Below are 17,938 nucleotides of genomic sequence, written 5' to 3' on the forward strand. Positions count from 1 at the left end.
GTGCTCGGTCGGTGGTCGTTGGAACGTCGGATTCGGCGGTCGGGGTGTCAGAAGACGATGGGGCAGAACGGCGCCGGATCATGGCGGAACGCCGTGGCGGCGGCCCGGACCGCGCCCGGGCGCAGTTCGCGCACCAGGCCCGCCCGGGCGAGCTGCACCAGGGAGGTGCCGCCGAGATGCAGCGCACCCAGCTCCCGGACCGTCAGTTCCAGGTCGGCCGCCGCGGTGGTGGGCCGGCACTCGCCGCCCTCGGGGCCGGTGCGCAGCCGGAAGCGCCGCTCGTTCCACGGGCAGAGCGGGTCGGTGACGTCCAGGACGACGTCGACCTCGGCGGCGTAGCCGCGCTGCTCCAGCGCCCGGTCCACGTCCACCAGCCGCACGTGCAACTGGTCGCGCAGGACGGGCGCCGCGCTGCGGGGGTCGGTGAGCAGGGCGAGCACCGGGTCATCCACCGGCCGGTCCGCGACCACGCTGCCGGCCAGGTCGACGTCGAGCAGGGCGCGCCAGAGCGCCGCGCCGGAGGCGGGGTCGCGCGCGAACAGCTCGCGCACCGACACCTCGTAGCGCGGCACCGAGTGCTCCCAGGCCGCGGTCAGCCGGTAGAGGGCGTAGCCGGACGGCTCCCCGTCCTCCTCGACCACCAGGCAGAGCAGGCGTCCGCTCCCGCCCCGGTGGTCGGGCAGGTCCAGCACGGCCCGGGCGGCCCAGGCCGCGTCCCGGCGGAGCATCCCGGGGCGCTCCCCGACGCACTGCGCGTAGACCGCGGCGATCGCGGCGGAGTGCTCCTCCGGCCCGCCGATCCGGACGGTCCGCTCGCCGCCGGCCGTGTCGCGCAACTCCCGGGCGTGCCGGGGGATCCGGACCTTGGCGGCCTGGCTGGCGAGGCCGAACCCGAAGCGGCCGTAGATCCCGGCCTCGGTGGTGTTGAGGACCGCCACCGGCTCGGCGCCGCCCTCGTGCAGGGTGTGCAGGACGCGCAGCACCATGCCGCTCATCACCCCGCGCCGCCGGTGCTCGGGCGCGACGGTCACGTAGCCGAGACCGGCCACCGCCCGGGGCCCGCCCGGGAGGGTCATCTCCAGGGAGTAGACGGCACAGGTCCCGCAGACCCGGCCGCCGGTCCGGGCGACCAGCGATCGTTTGGGTTCGAAGACCGACGCCGCCGAGGCGTGGTAGTCCACGGAGTGCCCGTAGCCCCCGTACGCCAGTTCCGCGACCGGGACGAGGTCCTCCCAGGAATCCGGGACGGATATCTCCGGGACAGCAGAGAATTCGGGCATGCTTATCACGCGCTCCTCGCGTACTGAAGATTCCCGGGAATTCAGATCATGACGGTCCGGTATATGAGATGGCGCGTTTCCCGAGACAGGTGGACCAGCGCACCCGGGTGTCCGGTGACCGGATCACGTCAGAAGTCACAGGTATAGCACGATCGAACCACGTGTCGTCAAGGAGCGGTAACCGCCCCACAGTTCACTGCGGCGGAGCGGTGATCACAAATGCGTAACCGGAATTCGACGGTTCGAATTCCGCACTCTTGTGATCACTGGAAGATTCACTCAGACTCGGCTGCGGTGGATGATCCCTGGTGCGCCAGCGATCCATTCTGATCCACCCCCCTGCCCGTTTGTGTGATCACAGCGAGGAGACAGGTATGTCCAACCCCAGGTTCATCGCCGGCAACACGCCCGTGGGCGACTGGCAGCAGCATGTCGAGGAGGACAACGGCACCGGCATCTACATCGACGTCGACACCTCCGCCGGCAACTTCAGCGAGACGCCGGTCTACACCGCGAACCTCTGCGGCCGCGACTCGATGTGGACGACCACCGGCGGGAACACCATCTACACCCCCACCTCGAAGGGCTTCCGGATCTACGTCCGCTGGCAGGACGGCCGTCCGCTGACGGTCGACTACGCGGTGAGCCACGGCTGGTACATCAGCTGGGTGGCCACGGAGGTCTGAGCCCCGCCCCGGTCCCGTTGAGGCCCTGATCCGCTCCCGGGCCGGCCCGTGCCGCATCTGCCGCGGCCGCGGGCCGGCCCGGTCGCGCCGGGCCGCCCACGCGCGTTCCCGCCCCCTGTTCCCGTCCCTTGTCCCCGCCCCTGCATCTCGCCCTCCGTTCCCGCCCCCTGTCCCCCCGTCCTCGTTCAGCGACCAAGGGAGATCCATGCGAGCCCCGACCGAGCGGCAGCTGGGCCAGTTCCGCGGCGACACCGTCCCCCACCACCCGGACACCACCGCCTGGAGCCTCGTCGAGGCCACGGCCGCCCGCACCCCCGACGGCGTCGCGGTCGAGCATCCCGGCGGCACCCTGACGTACCGCGGGCTGATGGCCCGGGTCGACGCCCTGGCCGGCCGGCTGGCCGACGCCGGGGTGCGCCGGGGCGACTTCGTCCCGCTGGTGATGGCCGGCGGGCCCGAACTGCTGGTCGCCATGCTCGCCGTGCTGCGCTCCGCCGCGGTGTTCGTCCCGCTGGACGAACAGTGGCCCGGTCCGCGCCTGCACGCCATGGTCGACGCGTGCCGCCCCGCCGCGGTCCTGCTCTCCCCCGGCGCCGCCCCGGACGGCTGGTCCGCCCCGGCGCTCGCCGTCGACCCGGTCTCCGGGCCCACGCCGGACCTCCCCGCGCGGTCGAGGCCGGCGCCGCCCCGCCCGGACGAACTCGCCTACGGCTTCTACACCTCGGGCTCCACCGGGACCCCCAAGTGCGCCCTCAACCTGCACGGCGGCCTGGCGAACCGACTGCTCGCCATGGGCCGCCGGTTCGGTTCGACCCCGCGGAACGTGGTGCTGCAGAACAGCCGGCACACCTTCGACTCCTCACTGTGGCAGCTGCTCTGGCCGCTCACCTGCGGCAGCCGGGTCGTCATCCCCCGCGCCCACGACATCCTCGACCTCACCGCCACCGTCGAGGTCATCGGGCGCCACCGCGTCACGATGACCGACTTCGTGCCCACCATCCTCACCGCCCTCGTCGAACTGCTCGACTCCCGGCCCGAGTTGGTGAACGGCCTGGCGAGCCTGCGGATGCTGCTGGTCGGCGGCGAGGAGATCGCCCCGGAGAGCGTGCGCGCCCTGCAACGGCTCCTCCCGCACCTGCGGGTGACCAACACCTACGGCCCCACCGAGGCCTCGATCGGCTCCGTCTTCCACGAGGTGTCCCCCGAGGGCCCCGCCCCCGTACCGATCGGTCGGCCGATCGACAACACCTGGGCGATCGTGCTCGACGAGCACGGGGAACCGGCCCGCACCGGTGAGGTCGGCGAGATCTGCATCGGCGGCGCCTGCCTGGGCACCGGCTACCTCGGCGACCCCGACCGCACCGCCCTGGCCTTCGTCGGGAACCCGTTCCCCGAACTTCCCGGGGAGCGGATGTACCGCACCGGCGACCTCGGCCACTACGGCACCGACGGGCTGCTCTACTTCGACGGCCGGCGCGACCAGCAGGTGAAGATCGGCGGCGTACGGGTCGAGCTCTCCGAGATCGAGCACGCCATCACCTCGCACCCCGCGGTGCGCGAGGCCAAGGTGCTGGTCAGCGACCACGGCGGCGGCCAGCACCTGGCCGCGTTCTTCACCGTGCGGGGCGATCTGACGACACATCAGCTACGGTCCCACATCCGCGCGTCGCTTCCGGCGGAGCTCGTCCCGAAGCGGTTCGTCAGGCTCGACGCGGTCCCGGTGAACGGCAACGGGAAGACGGACCGCAGGGCCCTCGCGGAACTCCTGAAGTCCCCGGCGCCGACCGGGCCGAACGGCTGGACGGCCACCGGGAGCAGCACCGAACGCGCCCTCGCCGAGCTGTGGAACGCCCTGCTGCCGGAACCCGTCACCAGCCCCGACGCCGACTTCTTCGACAGCGGGGGCGACTCGCTCCACGCCCAGCGGCTCGCCCTCGCGGTGTCGGCCCGCTTCGACACCCCGCTCTCGATCCGGGACATCGTCCACGCGCCGACCATCGCGCTCCAGGCCGCCGCGCTCGACGGCGGCCGCGCCCTGCCCGCCGCCCCGACCGCCACCGCGGCGTCCGCCACCGACCTGACGCTGCCCGCCGACATCCGGCCGACCGGCACCCCGTCCGGGCCGCCGCGGCACGTGCTGCTCACCGGCGCGACCGGGTTCATCGGCGCCCAACTGCTGCACGACCTGCTGGAACGGACCGACGCCACCGTGCACTGCCTGGTCCGCGCCGACGGCCCGGAGGCGGCCCGCCGGCGGGTGGCGGACGCCCTGCACCGGTACCGGCTGTGGTCCGACCGGACCGGCCACCGGATCCACGCCGTCCCCGGCGACCTGAGCGCTCCCGGGCTCGGCCTCGGCCCGGCCGACCACCGCCGGCTGGCCGAACAGGTCGACACCGTGGTCCACGCCGGGGCCATGGTCAACCTGGTGCGCGGCTACGGCGCCCACCGCCGCACCAATGTGACCGGCACCGTGGAACTGCTCCGGCTCGCCGCCACCGGCCGGCCGGCGATGGTGCACTTCGTCTCCACCCTCGCCGCCTGCCCGGCCGGGCCGGCCGGCGACACCCCGGTCCCGGAGCGCCCGCTCCCGGCCGGACGCACCCCCGACACCGGCTACGGGCAGTCCAAGTGGGCCGCCGAACAGCTGGTCCAGGCCGCCGGGGACCGCGGCCTGGCGGTCGCGGTGCACCGGCTCGGCGAGGTCATGCCGTCCACCCGCACCGGCATCCCCAACCCCGCCTCGCGCGTCGAACTGCTCATCCGGGCCTGCCTGCGGGTCGGCGCCTACTTCACCAGCGACCTGAGCACCGACTACACCCCCGTCGACCACGTCGGGCGGCTGCTGGTCGCCGCCGTCACCCACCGCCGCTCCGGCTACTTCCACCTGCTGCGCCCCGGCCCGCTGCCGCTCGACGACCTGCTCGGCGGCTTCGGATCGGCGTTCGGCCTGCGCAAGGTCGAGTACCAGGACTTCTGGCAGGCCGCGCAGCGGGCCGCGGCCGCCGAACCCGACGACCGCCGGCTCGCGGGGGCGCTGGCGCTGCTGCCGGTGCCGACGACCCGCCCCGAGCGCTCCCCGATGGCCTTCGAGGACGCCGCCGCCCGCTTCGGCACCAGCCGGGCCGCCCGACTCGCCACCCTCGCCGACGCCCGCGCCCTCCCGTCCGACCCCGACGGCCTGCACCGCTACGTCGCCTACCACCTGGACCGCCGGGGCTGACCTCCCGGTGTTCACGGCGGACCGGGACGCGGGCGCGCGGCGTGGGAAGTCGGCCGGGCCGACCTCCCGCGCGGGGGACGGACGGCTACCGCTTCGCGGCGGCGCCGGTGAGCCGCTCCGCCACCGCCGTCGGCGACGGCATCGCCGCGATCTCGGCGGCGACCTCCCGCGCGGCCCGGGTCAGCGCGCCGTCGGTGAGCAGCCGGTCGAGCAGCGCCGGCCCGATCTCCCCGGCGGCCGCGCTGAGCCCGGCTCCGCGTTCCCGCACCGCGTCCGCGGTGATGAAGCGGTCGGATCCGTCCGGCAGCACCAGCTGCGGGAGGCCCGCGTCCAGGGCGCTGAGCGCGGTGCTGCTGCCGCCGTGGTGGATCGCGGCCGCGCAGGTCCCCAGCAGCGCCCGCCACGGGACCCAGCCGTACGGGCGGACGTTGTCCGGCAGGGTGCCGAGCGTGCCGAGGTCCAGTTCGCCGGTCGCCAGCACGAACTCCGCGTCGACCTCGGCGGCCGCCGCGATCACCCGCTCCAGCCTGGTCAGGCCGTCGGTCTTGGGCGCGACGGTGCCCAGGGTGACCGCCACCCGCGGACGGTCGGCGGGCACGGCCAGCCGGTCGGGCAGTGCGCCTTCGCCGTTGTAGGCGACGGGCCGCATCGAGCAGCCGTACCGCTGGGCCCCGGCCATGCTGGGCGGCGCGAGGTCGACGGTGTCCGCGGGCTCGGGCAGCGGGTCGATCCCGTGCCGGGCGAAGGTGTCCGCCATCTCCGCGAGCATCAGCGCGCGCAGCTTCGGGGTGCGGACGAATCCCAGGTCGTGCTGGACGGCGGGCACGCCCAGCCGGGCCGCCGCGAGCAGCGCCACCGGGAACTGGTAGTCGTACACCACCAGGTCGGGCCGCCACCGGGTGGCGAGCTCGACCATCGCGTCGGCCACCGCGCTGTTGACGTGGGCGGCCAGCGGGACGAACGCCTCGCGGTCGGCCGAGTTGCTCTCGACCACCCGCCGCATCAGGTCGGGCCGCCGGGTGCGGCCGGCCTCCCTGATCTCCTTGCGCCAGTCGACCCCCGGCGCGACGGGCAGGTACGGCAGCCCGGATCCGGCGACCGGCTCGCCGCCGTCCATCGAGGCCACCGCGACCTCGTGGCCGAGCGCCCGCATCGCCCTGGCCAGCGGGACCAGCGGGAAGAGGTGGCCGATGCCGGGGGCGCCGGCGAACAGTACACGCATGAGGGAACCTCGGTGGTCGGGACGGGCGGTCAGGAGGCGGCCCGGTGCAGGGCGGCTTCCATGCCGTTCAGCACGGCGTTGCAGTCGCGCTGGAGGGTGGCGGCGTCGACGGCGCTCAGCAGGTAGACCCCGAGCCAGTTGCGCGACCCCGCCGACGGGTCGAAGGCGGGCACCGGCTGTCCGGCCGGCATGGCGAAGGCGGGGACGGCCTCGATGGTGCTGCCCGGGGACAGCAGGCTCCGCCAGTCCACGGCCTGCGGGTTCCAGACCGGCGTGCTCCGCCAGGGCACGCCCGCCGCGTCGGCCGGGACGACGGCCAGCGACGCGGCGGCCCTGCTCCCCTCGGTGAGCATGGCCTCCGGGTAGTCGACCCGCTCGCCGAGCAGCTGCCGGACCAGCATGCCGATCGGGTCGAGCCCGAAGACCTCCTGGACCTGCCGGGTCGTCAGCAGGCCGCCGAACCTGGCCGCGGTCTCGATGACCACCAGGCCGCCGTCCTTCATCAGCTTCAGCTCGGTGTGGGTGCCGCAGTTCTCCAGCCCGAGCGCGTCGACGGCCTGCCGCGAGACCTCCTCGATCCGGCGCTGGAGCGGCACCGCCATGACGGACGGCGAGGTGCTGGCCACCTCGACGAAGGACGGCACGGTCGGCAGCTTGGCGGTGATGGCCAGCGGACGGTAGACGCCGTCCGCGACGATCCCCTCCACGCTCACGTAGTCGCCGTAGCCGGGCTCCTGGTACCAGCCCTCGGTGGAGCCCTGGGCGATCTCCTCGACCAGGCGGTCCCGGTCGGTGTCGGCGGCGTAGAGCTCGTTCATGCCGACCCGGCTGCCGGCCTGGAGTCCGCGCTCGATCCCGGCCCACGCCGGGGCGGCGTCCGCGGGCCCGTCCAGCACGATCTGGGCGACCGAGCCGGCGCCCCAGGCCGGCTTCAGCAGCAGCGGGGGCGTGAAGTCGGCCAGCGCGGCGTCCAGGTCGGCGAGGCTGTCGACCCTGCGGAACCCGGGTACCGGCACCCCGGCTTCGGCCCACGCCTCCCGCATCAGCCGCTTGTCCCGGGCGCGGATGATGCCGGGGCCGGGGCCGGCCAGGTTGAGCCGGCGCGCGGCGTGCGCGACGGCCAGCACCGCGAACTCCGAGAGAGTGAGTACCGCGTCGGCCCCGATGGCCTTCGCGTGCTCCACGATCAGGTCGACCAGGTCGTCCCCGCGCGGCGCGTCGGGCACCAGCTCGATGCCGGTACAGCTGGGCCGCCAGACGTCCTCCCCGGTGGTGGGCAGCGGCGCCAGCGCGAGGACGTGCAGTTCCCCGCAGGCGGCGATCCGCGGGAAGGCGTACTCCAGCGGAGCGCCGCCCTTGACATAGACGTACAGAATTCGGTTCAACGTGCTTTCTCCTGAGGGAAGTTCATTCGGCCCGGGGCATGCCGGGGCCACCTCGCACGGGCCCTGGACAGGTCGGGCCGGTGCGGTGCTCCGGCAGCGTCAGCCGGCGGTGTGGAAGGGGCGCAGCTGCAACAGGCTGACCCGGTCGCCCTCGATCGCCCACTCGATGTCGACCGGGGCCGCGTACGTCTCGTCGGGTGCGAAGTGCGACTGCAGCAGCCTGCTGATCAGGGACAGCCGGCGGACGAGCTCCTTGGTCCCGGTGTCCAGGTCGCCGGCGGCGGTGCCGAGCGAGAGCGTCCGGCTGCCGCCCTCCATGGTGTTGCACAGGTACTGGAGCGGGGCGCCCCGGCCGGAGACCACGTCGGTCACCGAGCGCGGCGAGATGTTGAGGTAGACGTTGCGGAAGTCCTGCGGGCTCAGCGGGTTGCAGGTGACCAGGACGCCGCCGACGGTGGCGCCGACCTGCTCCTGGACGATCACGCCCATCCGGCAGTCGTCCAGGGGGATGCCCGCCTGGCTCCGCAGCAGCACCGCGCGCGGCGAGAACAGCGAGGCCCACACCTCCCGGACCGCGTCCAGGACGGCTTCCGTGCCGCTGACCTGGGCCACCGACTCGTAGAGTCCGGCGGCGGAGAAGCCGGGCAGGTCCTCGGCGTTGGAGGAGCTGCGGACGACCTGGACGGGGGCGCCGTACAGGTGCCGGTCGAGGGCCCGGTCGATCTCGGTGCGGATCGGCTCGGGCAGCGGGGTGCCGCGGATCAGCCGCTGCACGTCGAGGCAGAGCTCCTCGATCCGCGACGCCCCCTCCTGGGGCTCGGCCGCTCCCCCGTGCGAGGCCTCCTCGCCGAGGGCGGCGGCCAGCCGCCCGACGGCGTCCCGGAGCTCCGGCGAGGAGTCGAGGAAGCGCTGCTGGAGCGAGAACGGCAGCACGATCCCGCGCGGCACGTCGGCGTGCTCCTTCACCAGGAGCCGTGCGGCGGCGTCCAGTTCGGTGCCGTCCGCGTCCTCCGGGAGGCCGAGCTGCCGGGCCAGGTAGCGCAGCAGGTCGGCCCGGGGCGGCCGGGGCACCTGGTAGAAGCCGAGCCAGCGGGGCGAGCCGTGCCGCAACAGGTGGGTGAGTTCACCGAGGTTGGCGGCCTTGGTGCCGAACCGGACGTGGTCCCCCTCGCGCAGTTCGGACAGCGGGGTGACCGGCGTGGGCGCGAGGTCGGGCCGGTCCACGGTGATCCGGTCGGCGGGCGGGGCCGGCCGCACTCCCCCGTCGGTGGGCGGCTCGGCGGCTTCGAGCAGGAGGTCCTCGCCGCCGGCCTCGACCCGGTAGCGCACCCAACGGCCGGCCAGCCCGGCGCGGTCGATCCGGTCGGCGGTCCCGATGCCGACGGCGTTGGGGATCCGCCAGCCGGCGGCCATCACGTTGATGTGGGAGAGCGGGGTGGTGTGCTCGGTGTGGATGATGCCGGACACCCGGGGGATGTCCTCGGGCACCCGGGGCATCACCACGATGTCGTGCCACTCCAGCGGCTCGGGGTCGGCCCGGTACTCCTCCTCCGAGCGGAACACCCGCAGCCGGCCGTGGGCCGTCCCGGCGGCCAGCGGCACGAACGAGGCCGCGGAGTAGAGCTCGTGGGACAGGACGCGCGGGATCTCGGTCTCCGGGATGCCGGCGAGGTAGCCCTCCTGGCGGTGGCCGGCCGGCTTGAGCACCAACCGCAGCGACGGGTCGATGTGCTCGCGCACCCGGTGGTAGAAGAAGCGCAGCATCTCCTGGTCCATGGTGTCGACGTCGACGGTTTCCAGGGACAGGAAGGTGTCGGCCCCGTGGCCGTTTTCCGCGGTGCCGCGGGTGTGGCGGGCGAGGGTGCCGAGATAGAAGCGGCGGTCGGGATTCCGGTAGACGTCGTCGTTGAACGAATCGAGCCGGCTCGCCAGTTCCTCGATCGACATGCCGAGGATCTCGCAGGCGATGTAGCGGACGTGGAGGGTGCCGTCGGCACTGTCGATGAAGTGGAGCACCGACTCGTCGCGGTCGAACACGATCTTCACATAGGGATAGCCCCCGACCTGGCCGGCGAGCCCGGAGAACTCCTCAAGGGTGAGCTTTTCGCCTGCGAGGCGGGGCCGCGTGGTCGCGTCGTTGCGATCCGAACGGGTCATGCGCACAGTTCAGCCATTCGTCATCATGTACACGATAAGTACACGTGGTGCAGAGGGGTTACGACTAACTCCATCCACACTGCCATTTGATATGAACGTTTGACGAATGATCACATGACATCAGGCCATCATGAATCGATCCGGCCATTCGAACTCGTCAAGGAATAAACCACTACGCCGCACCGATCCGAGATCGTCTGAGGTCGTACAGGAATCAACACTTCCGGAAATCCCCGATCGTCGATCACGCGCCCGCCCGCCCCCGGGCGGGGGCGCACACCGGCGCGTGCGCCGGTGGCACCGTGCCGCTGGCATGGTGCGGTGGCACGGGCCACTGCCGGAGGCCTGGCTTGACCCACAAAACCCTTGCAAAACAAGGGAGTTGACCTTCAACCGGCGGTACTGTGGGGTGAGCATGACGCCCTGGCCGGTGTCGCGCGCCCCGTGCTGGGGGCCGGTCGGCCATGGCCTGCCATCGGCGCGAAGGGGGAGCTTCCTGATGGCATACGCGAAGGGTTATGACGTCTCCGACTTCCAGTCGGACATCCCGGGGGACGCGGAGTTCGTCTTCATCAAGGCCACCGAAGGCGGCCGCACCGGCCAGTCCGGGTACGCGGACAAGCTCGCCGACGCCCGGCGGCGGGGCCTGGTGGTCGGCCACTACCACTTCCTGCACGCGGAGAACCCGGTCGACGGCGAGGTGGAGCACTTCTGCCGGGTCGTCGGGCGGATCCCCCCGGGCGAACTGCTGGTGCTGGACTTCGAGCCGTACGGGCAGTCGGTCGGCGACGGGGCCGCGACCGAGGCGAAGAACCGGTGGCTGGCGGCGGTCAAGCAGCGCTACCCGGACCACCTGGTCGGGCTCTACACCAACCGCGACTACTGGTTCCGCACCGACGACAACGCCGGCGACTTCCTGTGGATCGCGGACTACGTGGCCGCCGGTGCGCCGCGCGTCCAGGCGCCCTGGCGCTTCCACCAGTACAGCGACGACCCGCTGGACGCGGACGTGTACAACGGCTCGCTGGACGAGCTGAGGGCGTGGGCCGGTGCCGCCCAGGCCCCCGAGCAGCCCGCACCGGCGCCGGACCCCGTGCCACCGGTGCCCGACTGGCCGGGGCTGCAGCTGGTGGACCGCGCCCGGTGGGGCGCGCGCCGCTGGCGCGAGCCCAACGGCTCGATCCCGTACGCCGGCCCGCGCGCCGGGGTGAAGGTGCACTACCTCGGCACGGCGTACAGCTTCGACACCCACGACACCTGCCCGGCCTACGTACGCCGCCTCCAGGCCTCGCACATGGACGACGACCGCTGGTCCGACATCGGCTACAGCTTCGTGGTCTGCGAGCACGGCCACGTCTTCGAGGGCCGCGGCCTTAACCGGCGCAACAGCGCCAACGGCGACGTCCCGCTCAACGAGGCGCACTACGCGGTGTGCGGCCTGGTCGGCTCCTCCGGGTCCACCGAGCCGACCCCGGAGATGCTCAACGGGCTGCGGGACGCGATCGAGTACTGCATGCGGCAGGGCCCGGCCGGCCCCGAGATCAAGGGGCACCAGGACGGCTACTCGACCGACTGCCCCGGCCCGGCACTGTACGCCTGGGTGACGTCGGGTGCGCCGCGCCCGTCCGGGCCGGTGCCCGACCCGCCGTCCCAGGAGCCCGCGCCGCAGCCGGACCCGGCCCCGGCCCGGTACCGGAGCAGCGTCGGCGGCCTGCCGTACGGCTACGGCGCGCACGGCCCGCAGGTCACCGCCGTCGGCGAGGCGCTGGTGGCGGCGGGCTTCGGCTCGCACTACAGCGAGGGCCCCGGCCCGGACTGGACCGACGCCGACACCCTCAACTACGCCGACTACCAGCGGAGTCTGGGCTACTCCGGCGGGGACGCCGACGGCGTGCCCGGCGAGGCCTCGCTGCGCCGGCTGCTCGGCGGGGCCGTCCCGCTGGCCGAGGTGTCCAGGTCGAACGTGGTCGAGGCGGCCCGCCGGGACCCGGACGCGCCCCAGGGCGCCACCACCCACGCGGACGACGCGTACACGGTGGAGCTGGCCCTGGTCGCCGAGGGACTGCTCGACCGGCAGTGGCTCGACGGCTCGTTCGGCGCCCGGACCGTCGACGCCTACTCCGCCCTCCAGCGCAGGTACGGGTACAGCGGGCAGCAGGCGGACGGCATACCCGGCAGCAGCTCGCTGACCAGGCTCGGCCAGGAGCACGGCTTCACGGTCGTCGACTGACGACCGCCGAGGAGGACCATGTACCAACTCGCCCTGTCCCTGTGGCGCACGTGCGTGCCCTACGTCGTCGCCTTCCTCGTGGTGCAGGCCGCGCGCCTCGGCCTCCACCTGGACAACGCCTCCGTCACCTCCGCCCTGGTCACCGGCTTCGGCACGGCGTACTACGCGGCGTTCCGGTTCCTGGAGCACCGGTTCGGCGCGAGCTGGGGCTGGTTCCTGGGGGCCGCCCGGCCGCCGTCCTACCAGCCGCCCGCTCCGACCCCGACCCCGGCCTCGACCCCGGCGCCCGACCCCGCGCCTGCCCCTGCCCCCACTCCTGAGCCGGCGCCTCCCGCCGCACCGGCATCGAAGCCGACGCCGAAACCGGCGCCGGCACCGGCACCGGCACCGGCACCGGCGGACCCCACGACGGCCCGCCCCGACTACCGGAACCTGCCCGAAGGCGGCTGACCGACGTCCCGGGCACCGACCGGGGGTTACGGAGTTCTCGATTCCGTAGCCCCCACATAATAAGCACAGTAATACAATTGGCTTTTCCAGTTCGGGTCTTGACGAATAGTCCCCCGAATCCGAGACTGAGCCTGCCACCAATGCGTCAGGATCCCCTTTCCGGGCCGCTTGATGCACGAAGTGAACGGAGGGGGAATTTGCCGACGACACCGACCTATCCGGGCGTCTACATCGAAGAGCTTCCCAGCGGCGTCCGTACCATCACCGCGGTGAGCACCTCGGTGACCGCCTTCGTCGGGGCCACCCGGCGCGGTCCGCTCGACCAGCCCGTCACCGTCACCAGTTTCGCGGACTTCGAGCGCCGGTTCGGCGGGCTCGCGAGCCAGAGCCCGGTCAGCTACGCCGTCCAGCAGTTCTTCCTCAACGGCGGCTCGATCGGGGTGGTGGTCCGGGTCGCGGCGGCCGGCACCGGCGCCGCCGCGGGCGTCACGCTCGGCTCCTCCCAGACCTCCACCGCCACCCCGGCCCTGGAGGTCACGGCCGTCGAGCCGGGCCTCTGGGGCGGCTCGCTGCGGGTCGCCGTGGACTACCGGACGCCCACCCCGGCCGAGACCTTCAACCTCCAGCTCTTCGACACCTCGGGCGCCGTCCGGGAGTCCTTCACGGACCTGTCGGTCCGGGAGGCCAGCCCCCGGTTCGCCGAGACGGTGGTCAACGGCGGCTCGGCGGTCGTCCGGGTGAAGGTCCTGGCGGAGAGCCGGCCGGACCCGGTGGGCACCGTCTCCAAGCCGTTCGCGGCCACGCTGCCGGACCTCACCCACGAGATCCAGGTCAAGATCGGCGACGTCTCGCGGACCGTCAGGATCCACGACCCGGCCGCGGACGGCCCCGCCCCTGCCACCGTCGCCGAACTCGCCCTGCTGCTCGAACGCAAGCTGCGCGCCCTGCCCGACGCCCCCGGCCGGCGGGCCTTCGCGGGCACCCGGGTCAGCGTGTTCGGCCGGCAGCTCCAGGTCGTCGCCGGCTCCACCGACCCGGCCGACGTGGTCCGCTTCCTCGGCGAGGCCGCCAACAACCTCGGGCTGGAGGGCTCGGTCAACCCGCCGGTCCTCGCGCTCGCCGGCGGCCAGGACGGCGGGGCCCCCGGCCTGACCGACCTGATCGGCAGCGAGGCGGCCAAGACCGGCATCCAGGCCCTGCGGGACGTGCAGGACGTCAACCTGCTGGTGCTGCCGGAACTGGCCGGCTACGCGAGCGTCGACGACGCCGTCACGGTCGTCTCGGCCGCCCAGGCGCTCTGCGCGGAGAAGCGGATGTTCCTGATCGTCGACTCGCCGCAGGCGTGGACGACGCTGGACGCCGCCCGGGCGGGCCTGTCCGCCTTCGACTCCGTGCGCAGCGACCACTCGGCGCTGTACTTCCCGCACCTGGAGCTGGTCGACCCGCTCACCGGCAGGCTGCGCAGCTTCCCGCCGTCGGGCACCGTCGCCGGCGTGATGGCGCGCACCGACGGCCAGCGGGGCGTGTGGAAGGCGCCGGCCGGCACCGAGGCCGGTCTGCCCGGGGTGCGCGCGCTGACCGTCCCGCTGACGGACCGGGAGAACGGCCTGCTGAACCCGCTCGCGGTGAACTGCCTGCGGACGTTCCCGGTGGTGGGTCCGGTGGTGTGGGGCGCCCGGACGATGGCCGGCGCCGACGCGCTCGGCTCCCAGTGGAAGTACGTCCCGGTGCGGCGCCTCGCGCTGATGCTGGAGGAGAGCCTCTACCGCGGCACCAAGTGGGTCGTGTTCGAGCCCAACGACGAGCGGCTGTGGGCCCAGATCCGGCTGAACGTGGGCGCGTTCCTGCACTCGCTGTTCCAGCAGGGCGCGTTCCAGGGCACGTCCGCGCGCTCGGCCTATTTCGTCAAGTGCGACCGGGACACCACCACCCAGGACGACGTGAATCGCGGTGTGGTGAACGTCGTGGTCGGATTCGCGCCCCTCAAGCCCGCGGAATTCGTGATCGTCAAGATCGAGCAGCTCGCCGGACAGTTCGAGGTTTAGGATCTCCATGGTCGAGTTCACCGTCAATCCGCACCGGTTCGATCCGTACAAGAACTTCAAGTTCCTGGTGGTCTGGGACGGCCGGGTCGTCGCCGGGGTCAGCAAGATCAGCCCGCTCAAGCGCACCACCGAGGTGGTGAAGCACCGCAGCGGGGGCGATCCGAGCGCGCCGCGCAAGTCGCCGGGCCGCACCGACTTCGAGGCGGTCACCCTGGAGCGCGGGGTCACCCACGACCCGGAGTTCGACCGCTGGGCCAACAAGGTCTGGATGGTCGGCGCGGGCCGCGGGGCGGAGGTCTCGCTCCGGGACTTCCGCAAGGACCTGGTGATCCAGGTGCTCAACGAGGCCGGCCAGGTGGCCGTCGCCCACAAGCTGTACCGCGCCTGGCCGAGCGAGTACCAGGTGCTCGGCGAACTGGACGCCAACGCCAACGCGGTGGCGATCCAGAGCCTCAAGCTGGAGGTGGAGGGCTGGGAGCGGGACGAGGAGACGCCCGAACCGGAAGAGCCGTCGTTCCAGCAGCCGGCCTGAGCGGCCGGCTGATGGAACCCGCCGGGCAGGCCGACCTGTTGGCCACCTGGGAGGCCGGGCTGGCGGCCGGCCGCACCGGGCGGGCCCTGCTGCTGCACACCGTCGCCCGTCCCGGCGCCGGGACGGCGGAGCTGCTGGCCGTGCCACTCGGCGAGCGGGACGCCGAACTGTTCGGCCTGCGCGCCGAGTTGTTCGGCGAACAGCTCAACGTTCGGGTCGGCTGCCCGGATTGCGCGGAGGAGATGGAGTTCACCTTCTCCGCCGGACAGTTGACCGGTGCCGCGCGTCCGGAGCCCGGGCCGCTGCGGGTGGAGCTGGACGGCTGGCGGGTCGGCTTCCGGCTGCCCACCCCCGGCGACCTGGCCGCCGCCGAACAGGCCCCCTCGGGCCTGGCCAGGGGCGTGCTGCTGGAGCGGTGCGTCCTGACCGCCGAGCACGACGGGGAGCCGGTGGCCGCCCGGCGGCTCCCCGAACCGGTCCAGCGGCGCATGGCCGAGGCCGCGGCCGCCGCCGACCCCTGCGCGGACGTCCGGCTGAACCTCAGCTGCCCGGAGTGCGGCCGGGCGGCCCACGCCGAGCTGGACATCGCCTCCTACCTCTGGGAGGAGCTGGACGACTGGGCCCGGGCCACCCTGCTCGACGTCCACCTGCTGGCCACCGCCTACGGCTGGAGCGAGCCGGAGATCCTGGCGCTCAGCCCGCTGCGGCGCCGCTACTACCTGGAGCTGTGTGCAGATGGCTGACCACTTCGACCGCCTGGTGGCGAAGGGCGACCCGGACCGAGCCGGGCCCGGGGTGCGCGTGCGCCCGCGCCTGCCGGGGCCGTTCGAACGGATCGACACGCTCGGACCGGCGCGGCCGGCCCCCGACGACGAACCGGCGGTACCGGGCCGGGCGGGCGGGCCGCCGGATGCCGCACCGCTCCCCCGGCCGGCGGCGGCACCGCAACCGGCGGCGGCCGAGGGGGCGCCCCGGGCATCGGCCCGCGACGACCGGCCCACCGCCGCACCCGTCCCTCCGCTGCCGCGCACGCCCCTGCTGGTCGCGCCGCCGACCGTCCGCGCCACCGCGCCGGCCGTCGACCCGGCGGTGCGGGCGGCGGCCGCCCGCCCGGCGGCCGTACCGGCCGCCGTCGCCGCGCCGGTCACCGCACCGCCCAGGACGGCCGCACCCGGGGCGCCGCCCGTACCGGTACGGCCCGCCGTCGCGCCGGCGTCCGGACGGCGGGCGGCCGCTGCGGCCGCCCCGGGGCACCCTCCCGGGGCCGGGGCCCGCGGCCGGCAGCGGCCGGTCGAGCGGGTGGTCCGGGTCCAGATCGGGCGGGTCGAGGTCAGGGCCGCCGAGCGCACGCCGGTCGGGCCGCGCAGGCCGGCCGCCGCCCGCCCGGCCCCGGCCCTCGACCTGGACAGGTACCTCAACCGGGAGCCGTCATGACCGGGAGGGCGCATGAGTAACCACCTCGCGATCGCGACCGTGAGCGAGGCGCTGCGGCTGCTCATCAGCCGCTCGCTCTCGCCCGACATCCCGTTCGCGGTCGAGGTCGGCGCCCGCAAGCCGCCGAGCGAGCCGCCGCCCGACCCGACCATCACCGTCTTCCTCTACCAGGTCACGCCCAACGCGGCGCTGCGCAACCGTGAGGCGCCCACCCGCGCCGCGGACGGCACCGTGCTGGCCCGGCCGACCACCGCCCTCGACCTGCACTACCTGATCAGCTGCTACGGCGAGGAGTCCCAGCTGGTCGGCCAGCGGCTGCTCGGCTGCGTGATCCGGGCGCTGACCGAACAGCCCATGCTGTCCCGGCAGTTGATCGAGGAGGCAGCCGCCCAGCCGTACCTGGTCGGGGCGGACCTGGCCGCCTCGCCGCAGCGGGTGCGGTTCACGCCCACGGTGATGGACGTCGACGAGATGTCCAAGCTGTGGAGCACGCTGCTCCAGACGCCGTACGCGCTGTCCGTGCTCTACCAGGCCACCGCCGTCCTGGTGGAGGGCAGGGCCGATCCGGTGGCCGGCAAGCCGGTGCTGCGCCGCAGCGTGCGGGCCGTGCCGTCGCGCGGGCCGGTCGTCGACCGGGTGCGCTCCCGGCCCGCCGGGTCCCGCGGCGCCCCCGAGGAAGGGCCGGTGACCAAGGACCGGGAGCTGGTGGTGGACGGCTCCGGCCTGCGCGCGGACCTGGTGGTGGCCCGGCTGGGCGAGCGGCGGGTGACGGTCGACCCGGCCGGCGTCCGGGACGACCGCCTGGTGGTCGCCGTACCGGAGGACCTGCCGCCCGGCGTGCACCGGGTGCAGGTGCTGCACGGACTGGCGCTGGACGGCCGACCCGCCGCCGAGCACCTCGCTGTGGAGTCCAACGCCCAGACCTTCGCCCGGCAGCCCCGGATCGCCGCGCCGATCGGCACCGCGGACCGCCACGACGGACCGGCCGGCGTCTCGGCCCGGCTGGACGTCCGGCTGGACCTGCCGCTCCGGGACGACCAGCAGGTCCTGCTGCTGCTGGACGAACTGCACCCGCCCGCCGGGCGGCCCGGGGCGAGCCACCGGTTCCGCGCACCCGCGCTGCCGCGGCCGCGCACCGACCCGTTCGAGGTGCGGGTCCCGGTCGTCGGCGTACGCCCGGCGGCGTACCTGGCCCGGGTCCAGGTGGACGGCGTGCCGAGCGAGTTGACGGTGTCCGACGACGGGTCCTTCACCGGTCCCGTCGTGGACCTGACGCACTGACCGCAGGACGGGG

13 protein-coding genes are annotated in these 17,938 nt (G+C 73.8%); 9 read left to right on the forward strand and 4 right to left on the reverse strand.

The features are described from left to right. Positions 1 to 47: 47 nt before the first annotated feature. Positions 48 to 1,280, reverse strand: a complete 1,233-nt coding sequence (locus tag ACZ7RU_RS13125; protein WP_470340994.1) for a GNAT family N-acetyltransferase — start codon at positions 1,278 to 1,280, stop codon at positions 48 to 50. A 374-nt stretch (positions 1,281 to 1,654) separates the two neighbouring features. Between ACZ7RU_RS13125 and ACZ7RU_RS13130 the strand changes: the two genes are divergently transcribed. Together ACZ7RU_RS13130 and ACZ7RU_RS13135 are read left to right on the forward strand one after the other, a co-directional pair. Beyond that, positions 1,655 to 1,966 (forward strand): hypothetical protein, encoded by a 312-nt coding sequence (locus ACZ7RU_RS13130; protein WP_355269781.1) that lies wholly within the window; start codon positions 1,655 to 1,657, stop codon positions 1,964 to 1,966. A gap of 205 nt (positions 1,967 to 2,171) precedes the next feature. Next, positions 2,172 to 5,189, forward strand: a complete 3,018-nt coding sequence (locus ACZ7RU_RS13135) for a non-ribosomal peptide synthetase (protein WP_470340995.1) — start codon at positions 2,172 to 2,174, stop codon at positions 5,187 to 5,189. A gap of 85 nt (positions 5,190 to 5,274) precedes the next feature. Here ACZ7RU_RS13135 and ACZ7RU_RS13140 read toward each other — a convergent pair whose 3' ends face one another. The 3 genes from ACZ7RU_RS13140 to ACZ7RU_RS13150 form a co-directional block, all read right to left on the reverse strand. Then, positions 5,275 to 6,411, reverse strand: coding sequence for a nucleotide disphospho-sugar-binding domain-containing protein (locus ACZ7RU_RS13140; RefSeq protein WP_470340996.1), 1,137 nt, complete (start codon positions 6,409 to 6,411; stop codon positions 5,275 to 5,277). A gap of 29 nt (positions 6,412 to 6,440) precedes the next feature. Further along, positions 6,441 to 7,796, reverse strand: a complete 1,356-nt coding sequence (locus ACZ7RU_RS13145) for an ATP-grasp domain-containing protein (protein ID WP_470340997.1) — start codon at positions 7,794 to 7,796, stop codon at positions 6,441 to 6,443. A gap of 99 nt (positions 7,797 to 7,895) precedes the next feature. Next, positions 7,896 to 9,953 carry a PEP/pyruvate-binding domain-containing protein gene (locus tag ACZ7RU_RS13150; protein ID WP_470340998.1) on the reverse strand — a complete coding sequence of 686 codons (2,058 nt, stop codon included), beginning with the start codon at positions 9,951 to 9,953 and terminating at the stop codon, positions 7,896 to 7,898. Positions 9,954 to 10,452: 499 nt separating this feature from the next. Between ACZ7RU_RS13150 and ACZ7RU_RS13155 the strand changes: the two genes are divergently transcribed. The 7 genes from ACZ7RU_RS13155 (at position 10,453) to ACZ7RU_RS13185 (ending at position 17,925) form a co-directional block, all read left to right on the forward strand. Continuing rightward, positions 10,453 to 12,183, forward strand: coding sequence for a peptidoglycan-binding protein (locus tag ACZ7RU_RS13155; protein WP_470340999.1), 1,731 nt, complete (start codon positions 10,453 to 10,455; stop codon positions 12,181 to 12,183). Positions 12,184 to 12,201: 18 nt separating this feature from the next. After that, positions 12,202 to 12,633 carry a hypothetical protein gene (locus tag ACZ7RU_RS13160; RefSeq protein WP_470341000.1) on the forward strand — a complete coding sequence of 144 codons (432 nt, stop codon included), beginning with the start codon at positions 12,202 to 12,204 and terminating at the stop codon, positions 12,631 to 12,633. 140 nt (positions 12,634 to 12,773) lie between these two features. Beyond that, positions 12,774 to 14,678 carry a phage tail sheath C-terminal domain-containing protein gene (locus ACZ7RU_RS13165; RefSeq protein WP_470341001.1) on the forward strand — a complete coding sequence of 635 codons (1,905 nt, stop codon included), beginning with the start codon at positions 12,774 to 12,776 and terminating at the stop codon, positions 14,676 to 14,678. A gap of 7 nt (positions 14,679 to 14,685) precedes the next feature. After that, positions 14,686 to 15,210 carry a phage tail protein gene (locus tag ACZ7RU_RS13170; RefSeq protein ID WP_387732895.1) on the forward strand — a complete coding sequence of 175 codons (525 nt, stop codon included), beginning with the start codon at positions 14,686 to 14,688 and terminating at the stop codon, positions 15,208 to 15,210. Positions 15,211 to 15,221: 11 nt separating this feature from the next. Beyond that, positions 15,222 to 15,953, forward strand: a complete 732-nt coding sequence (locus tag ACZ7RU_RS13175; protein WP_470341002.1) for a T4 family baseplate hub assembly chaperone — start codon at positions 15,222 to 15,224, stop codon at positions 15,951 to 15,953. Continuing rightward, on the forward strand, positions 15,946 to 16,644 hold the full coding sequence (locus tag ACZ7RU_RS13180) for a hypothetical protein (RefSeq protein ID WP_470341003.1): 699 nt from the start codon (positions 15,946 to 15,948) through the stop codon (positions 16,642 to 16,644). The genes ACZ7RU_RS13175 and ACZ7RU_RS13180 overlap by 8 nt, the downstream gene beginning before the upstream one ends. 12 nt (positions 16,645 to 16,656) lie before the next feature. Then, positions 16,657 to 17,925 (forward strand): Pvc16 family protein, encoded by a 1,269-nt coding sequence (locus tag ACZ7RU_RS13185; RefSeq protein ID WP_470341004.1) that lies wholly within the window; start codon positions 16,657 to 16,659, stop codon positions 17,923 to 17,925. Positions 17,926 to 17,938: the final 13 nt, after the last annotated feature.

The sequence above is a fragment of the Kitasatospora sp. NPDC114501 genome, assembly GCF_055633695.1.

What these genes read in the sequence shown, in the direction of transcription:
- ACZ7RU_RS13125 (WP_470340994.1), bottom strand. Translation starts at nt 1,280, where the DNA reads ATGCCCGAATTCTCTGCTGTCCCGGAGATATCCGTCCCGGATTCCTGG.
- ACZ7RU_RS13130 (WP_355269781.1), top strand. Translation starts at nt 1,655, where the DNA reads ATGTCCAACCCCAGGTTCATCGCCGGCAACACGCCCGTGGGCGACTGG.
- ACZ7RU_RS13135 (WP_470340995.1), top strand. Translation starts at nt 2,172, where the DNA reads ATGCGAGCCCCGACCGAGCGGCAGCTGGGCCAGTTCCGCGGCGACACC.
- ACZ7RU_RS13140 (WP_470340996.1), bottom strand. Translation starts at nt 6,411, where the DNA reads ATGCGTGTACTGTTCGCCGGCGCCCCCGGCATCGGCCACCTCTTCCCG.
- ACZ7RU_RS13150 (WP_470340998.1), bottom strand. Translation starts at nt 9,953, where the DNA reads ATGACCCGTTCGGATCGCAACGACGCGACCACGCGGCCCCGCCTCGCA.
- ACZ7RU_RS13155 (WP_470340999.1), top strand. Translation starts at nt 10,453, where the DNA reads ATGGCATACGCGAAGGGTTATGACGTCTCCGACTTCCAGTCGGACATC.
- ACZ7RU_RS13160 (WP_470341000.1), top strand. Translation starts at nt 12,202, where the DNA reads ATGTACCAACTCGCCCTGTCCCTGTGGCGCACGTGCGTGCCCTACGTC.
- ACZ7RU_RS13165 (WP_470341001.1), top strand. Translation starts at nt 12,774, where the DNA reads ATGCGTCAGGATCCCCTTTCCGGGCCGCTTGATGCACGAAGTGAACGG.
- ACZ7RU_RS13170 (WP_387732895.1), top strand. Translation starts at nt 14,686, where the DNA reads ATGGTCGAGTTCACCGTCAATCCGCACCGGTTCGATCCGTACAAGAAC.
- ACZ7RU_RS13175 (WP_470341002.1), top strand. Translation starts at nt 15,222, where the DNA reads ATGGAACCCGCCGGGCAGGCCGACCTGTTGGCCACCTGGGAGGCCGGG.
- ACZ7RU_RS13180 (WP_470341003.1), top strand. Translation starts at nt 15,946, where the DNA reads ATGGCTGACCACTTCGACCGCCTGGTGGCGAAGGGCGACCCGGACCGA.
- ACZ7RU_RS13185 (WP_470341004.1), top strand. Translation starts at nt 16,657, where the DNA reads ATGAGTAACCACCTCGCGATCGCGACCGTGAGCGAGGCGCTGCGGCTG.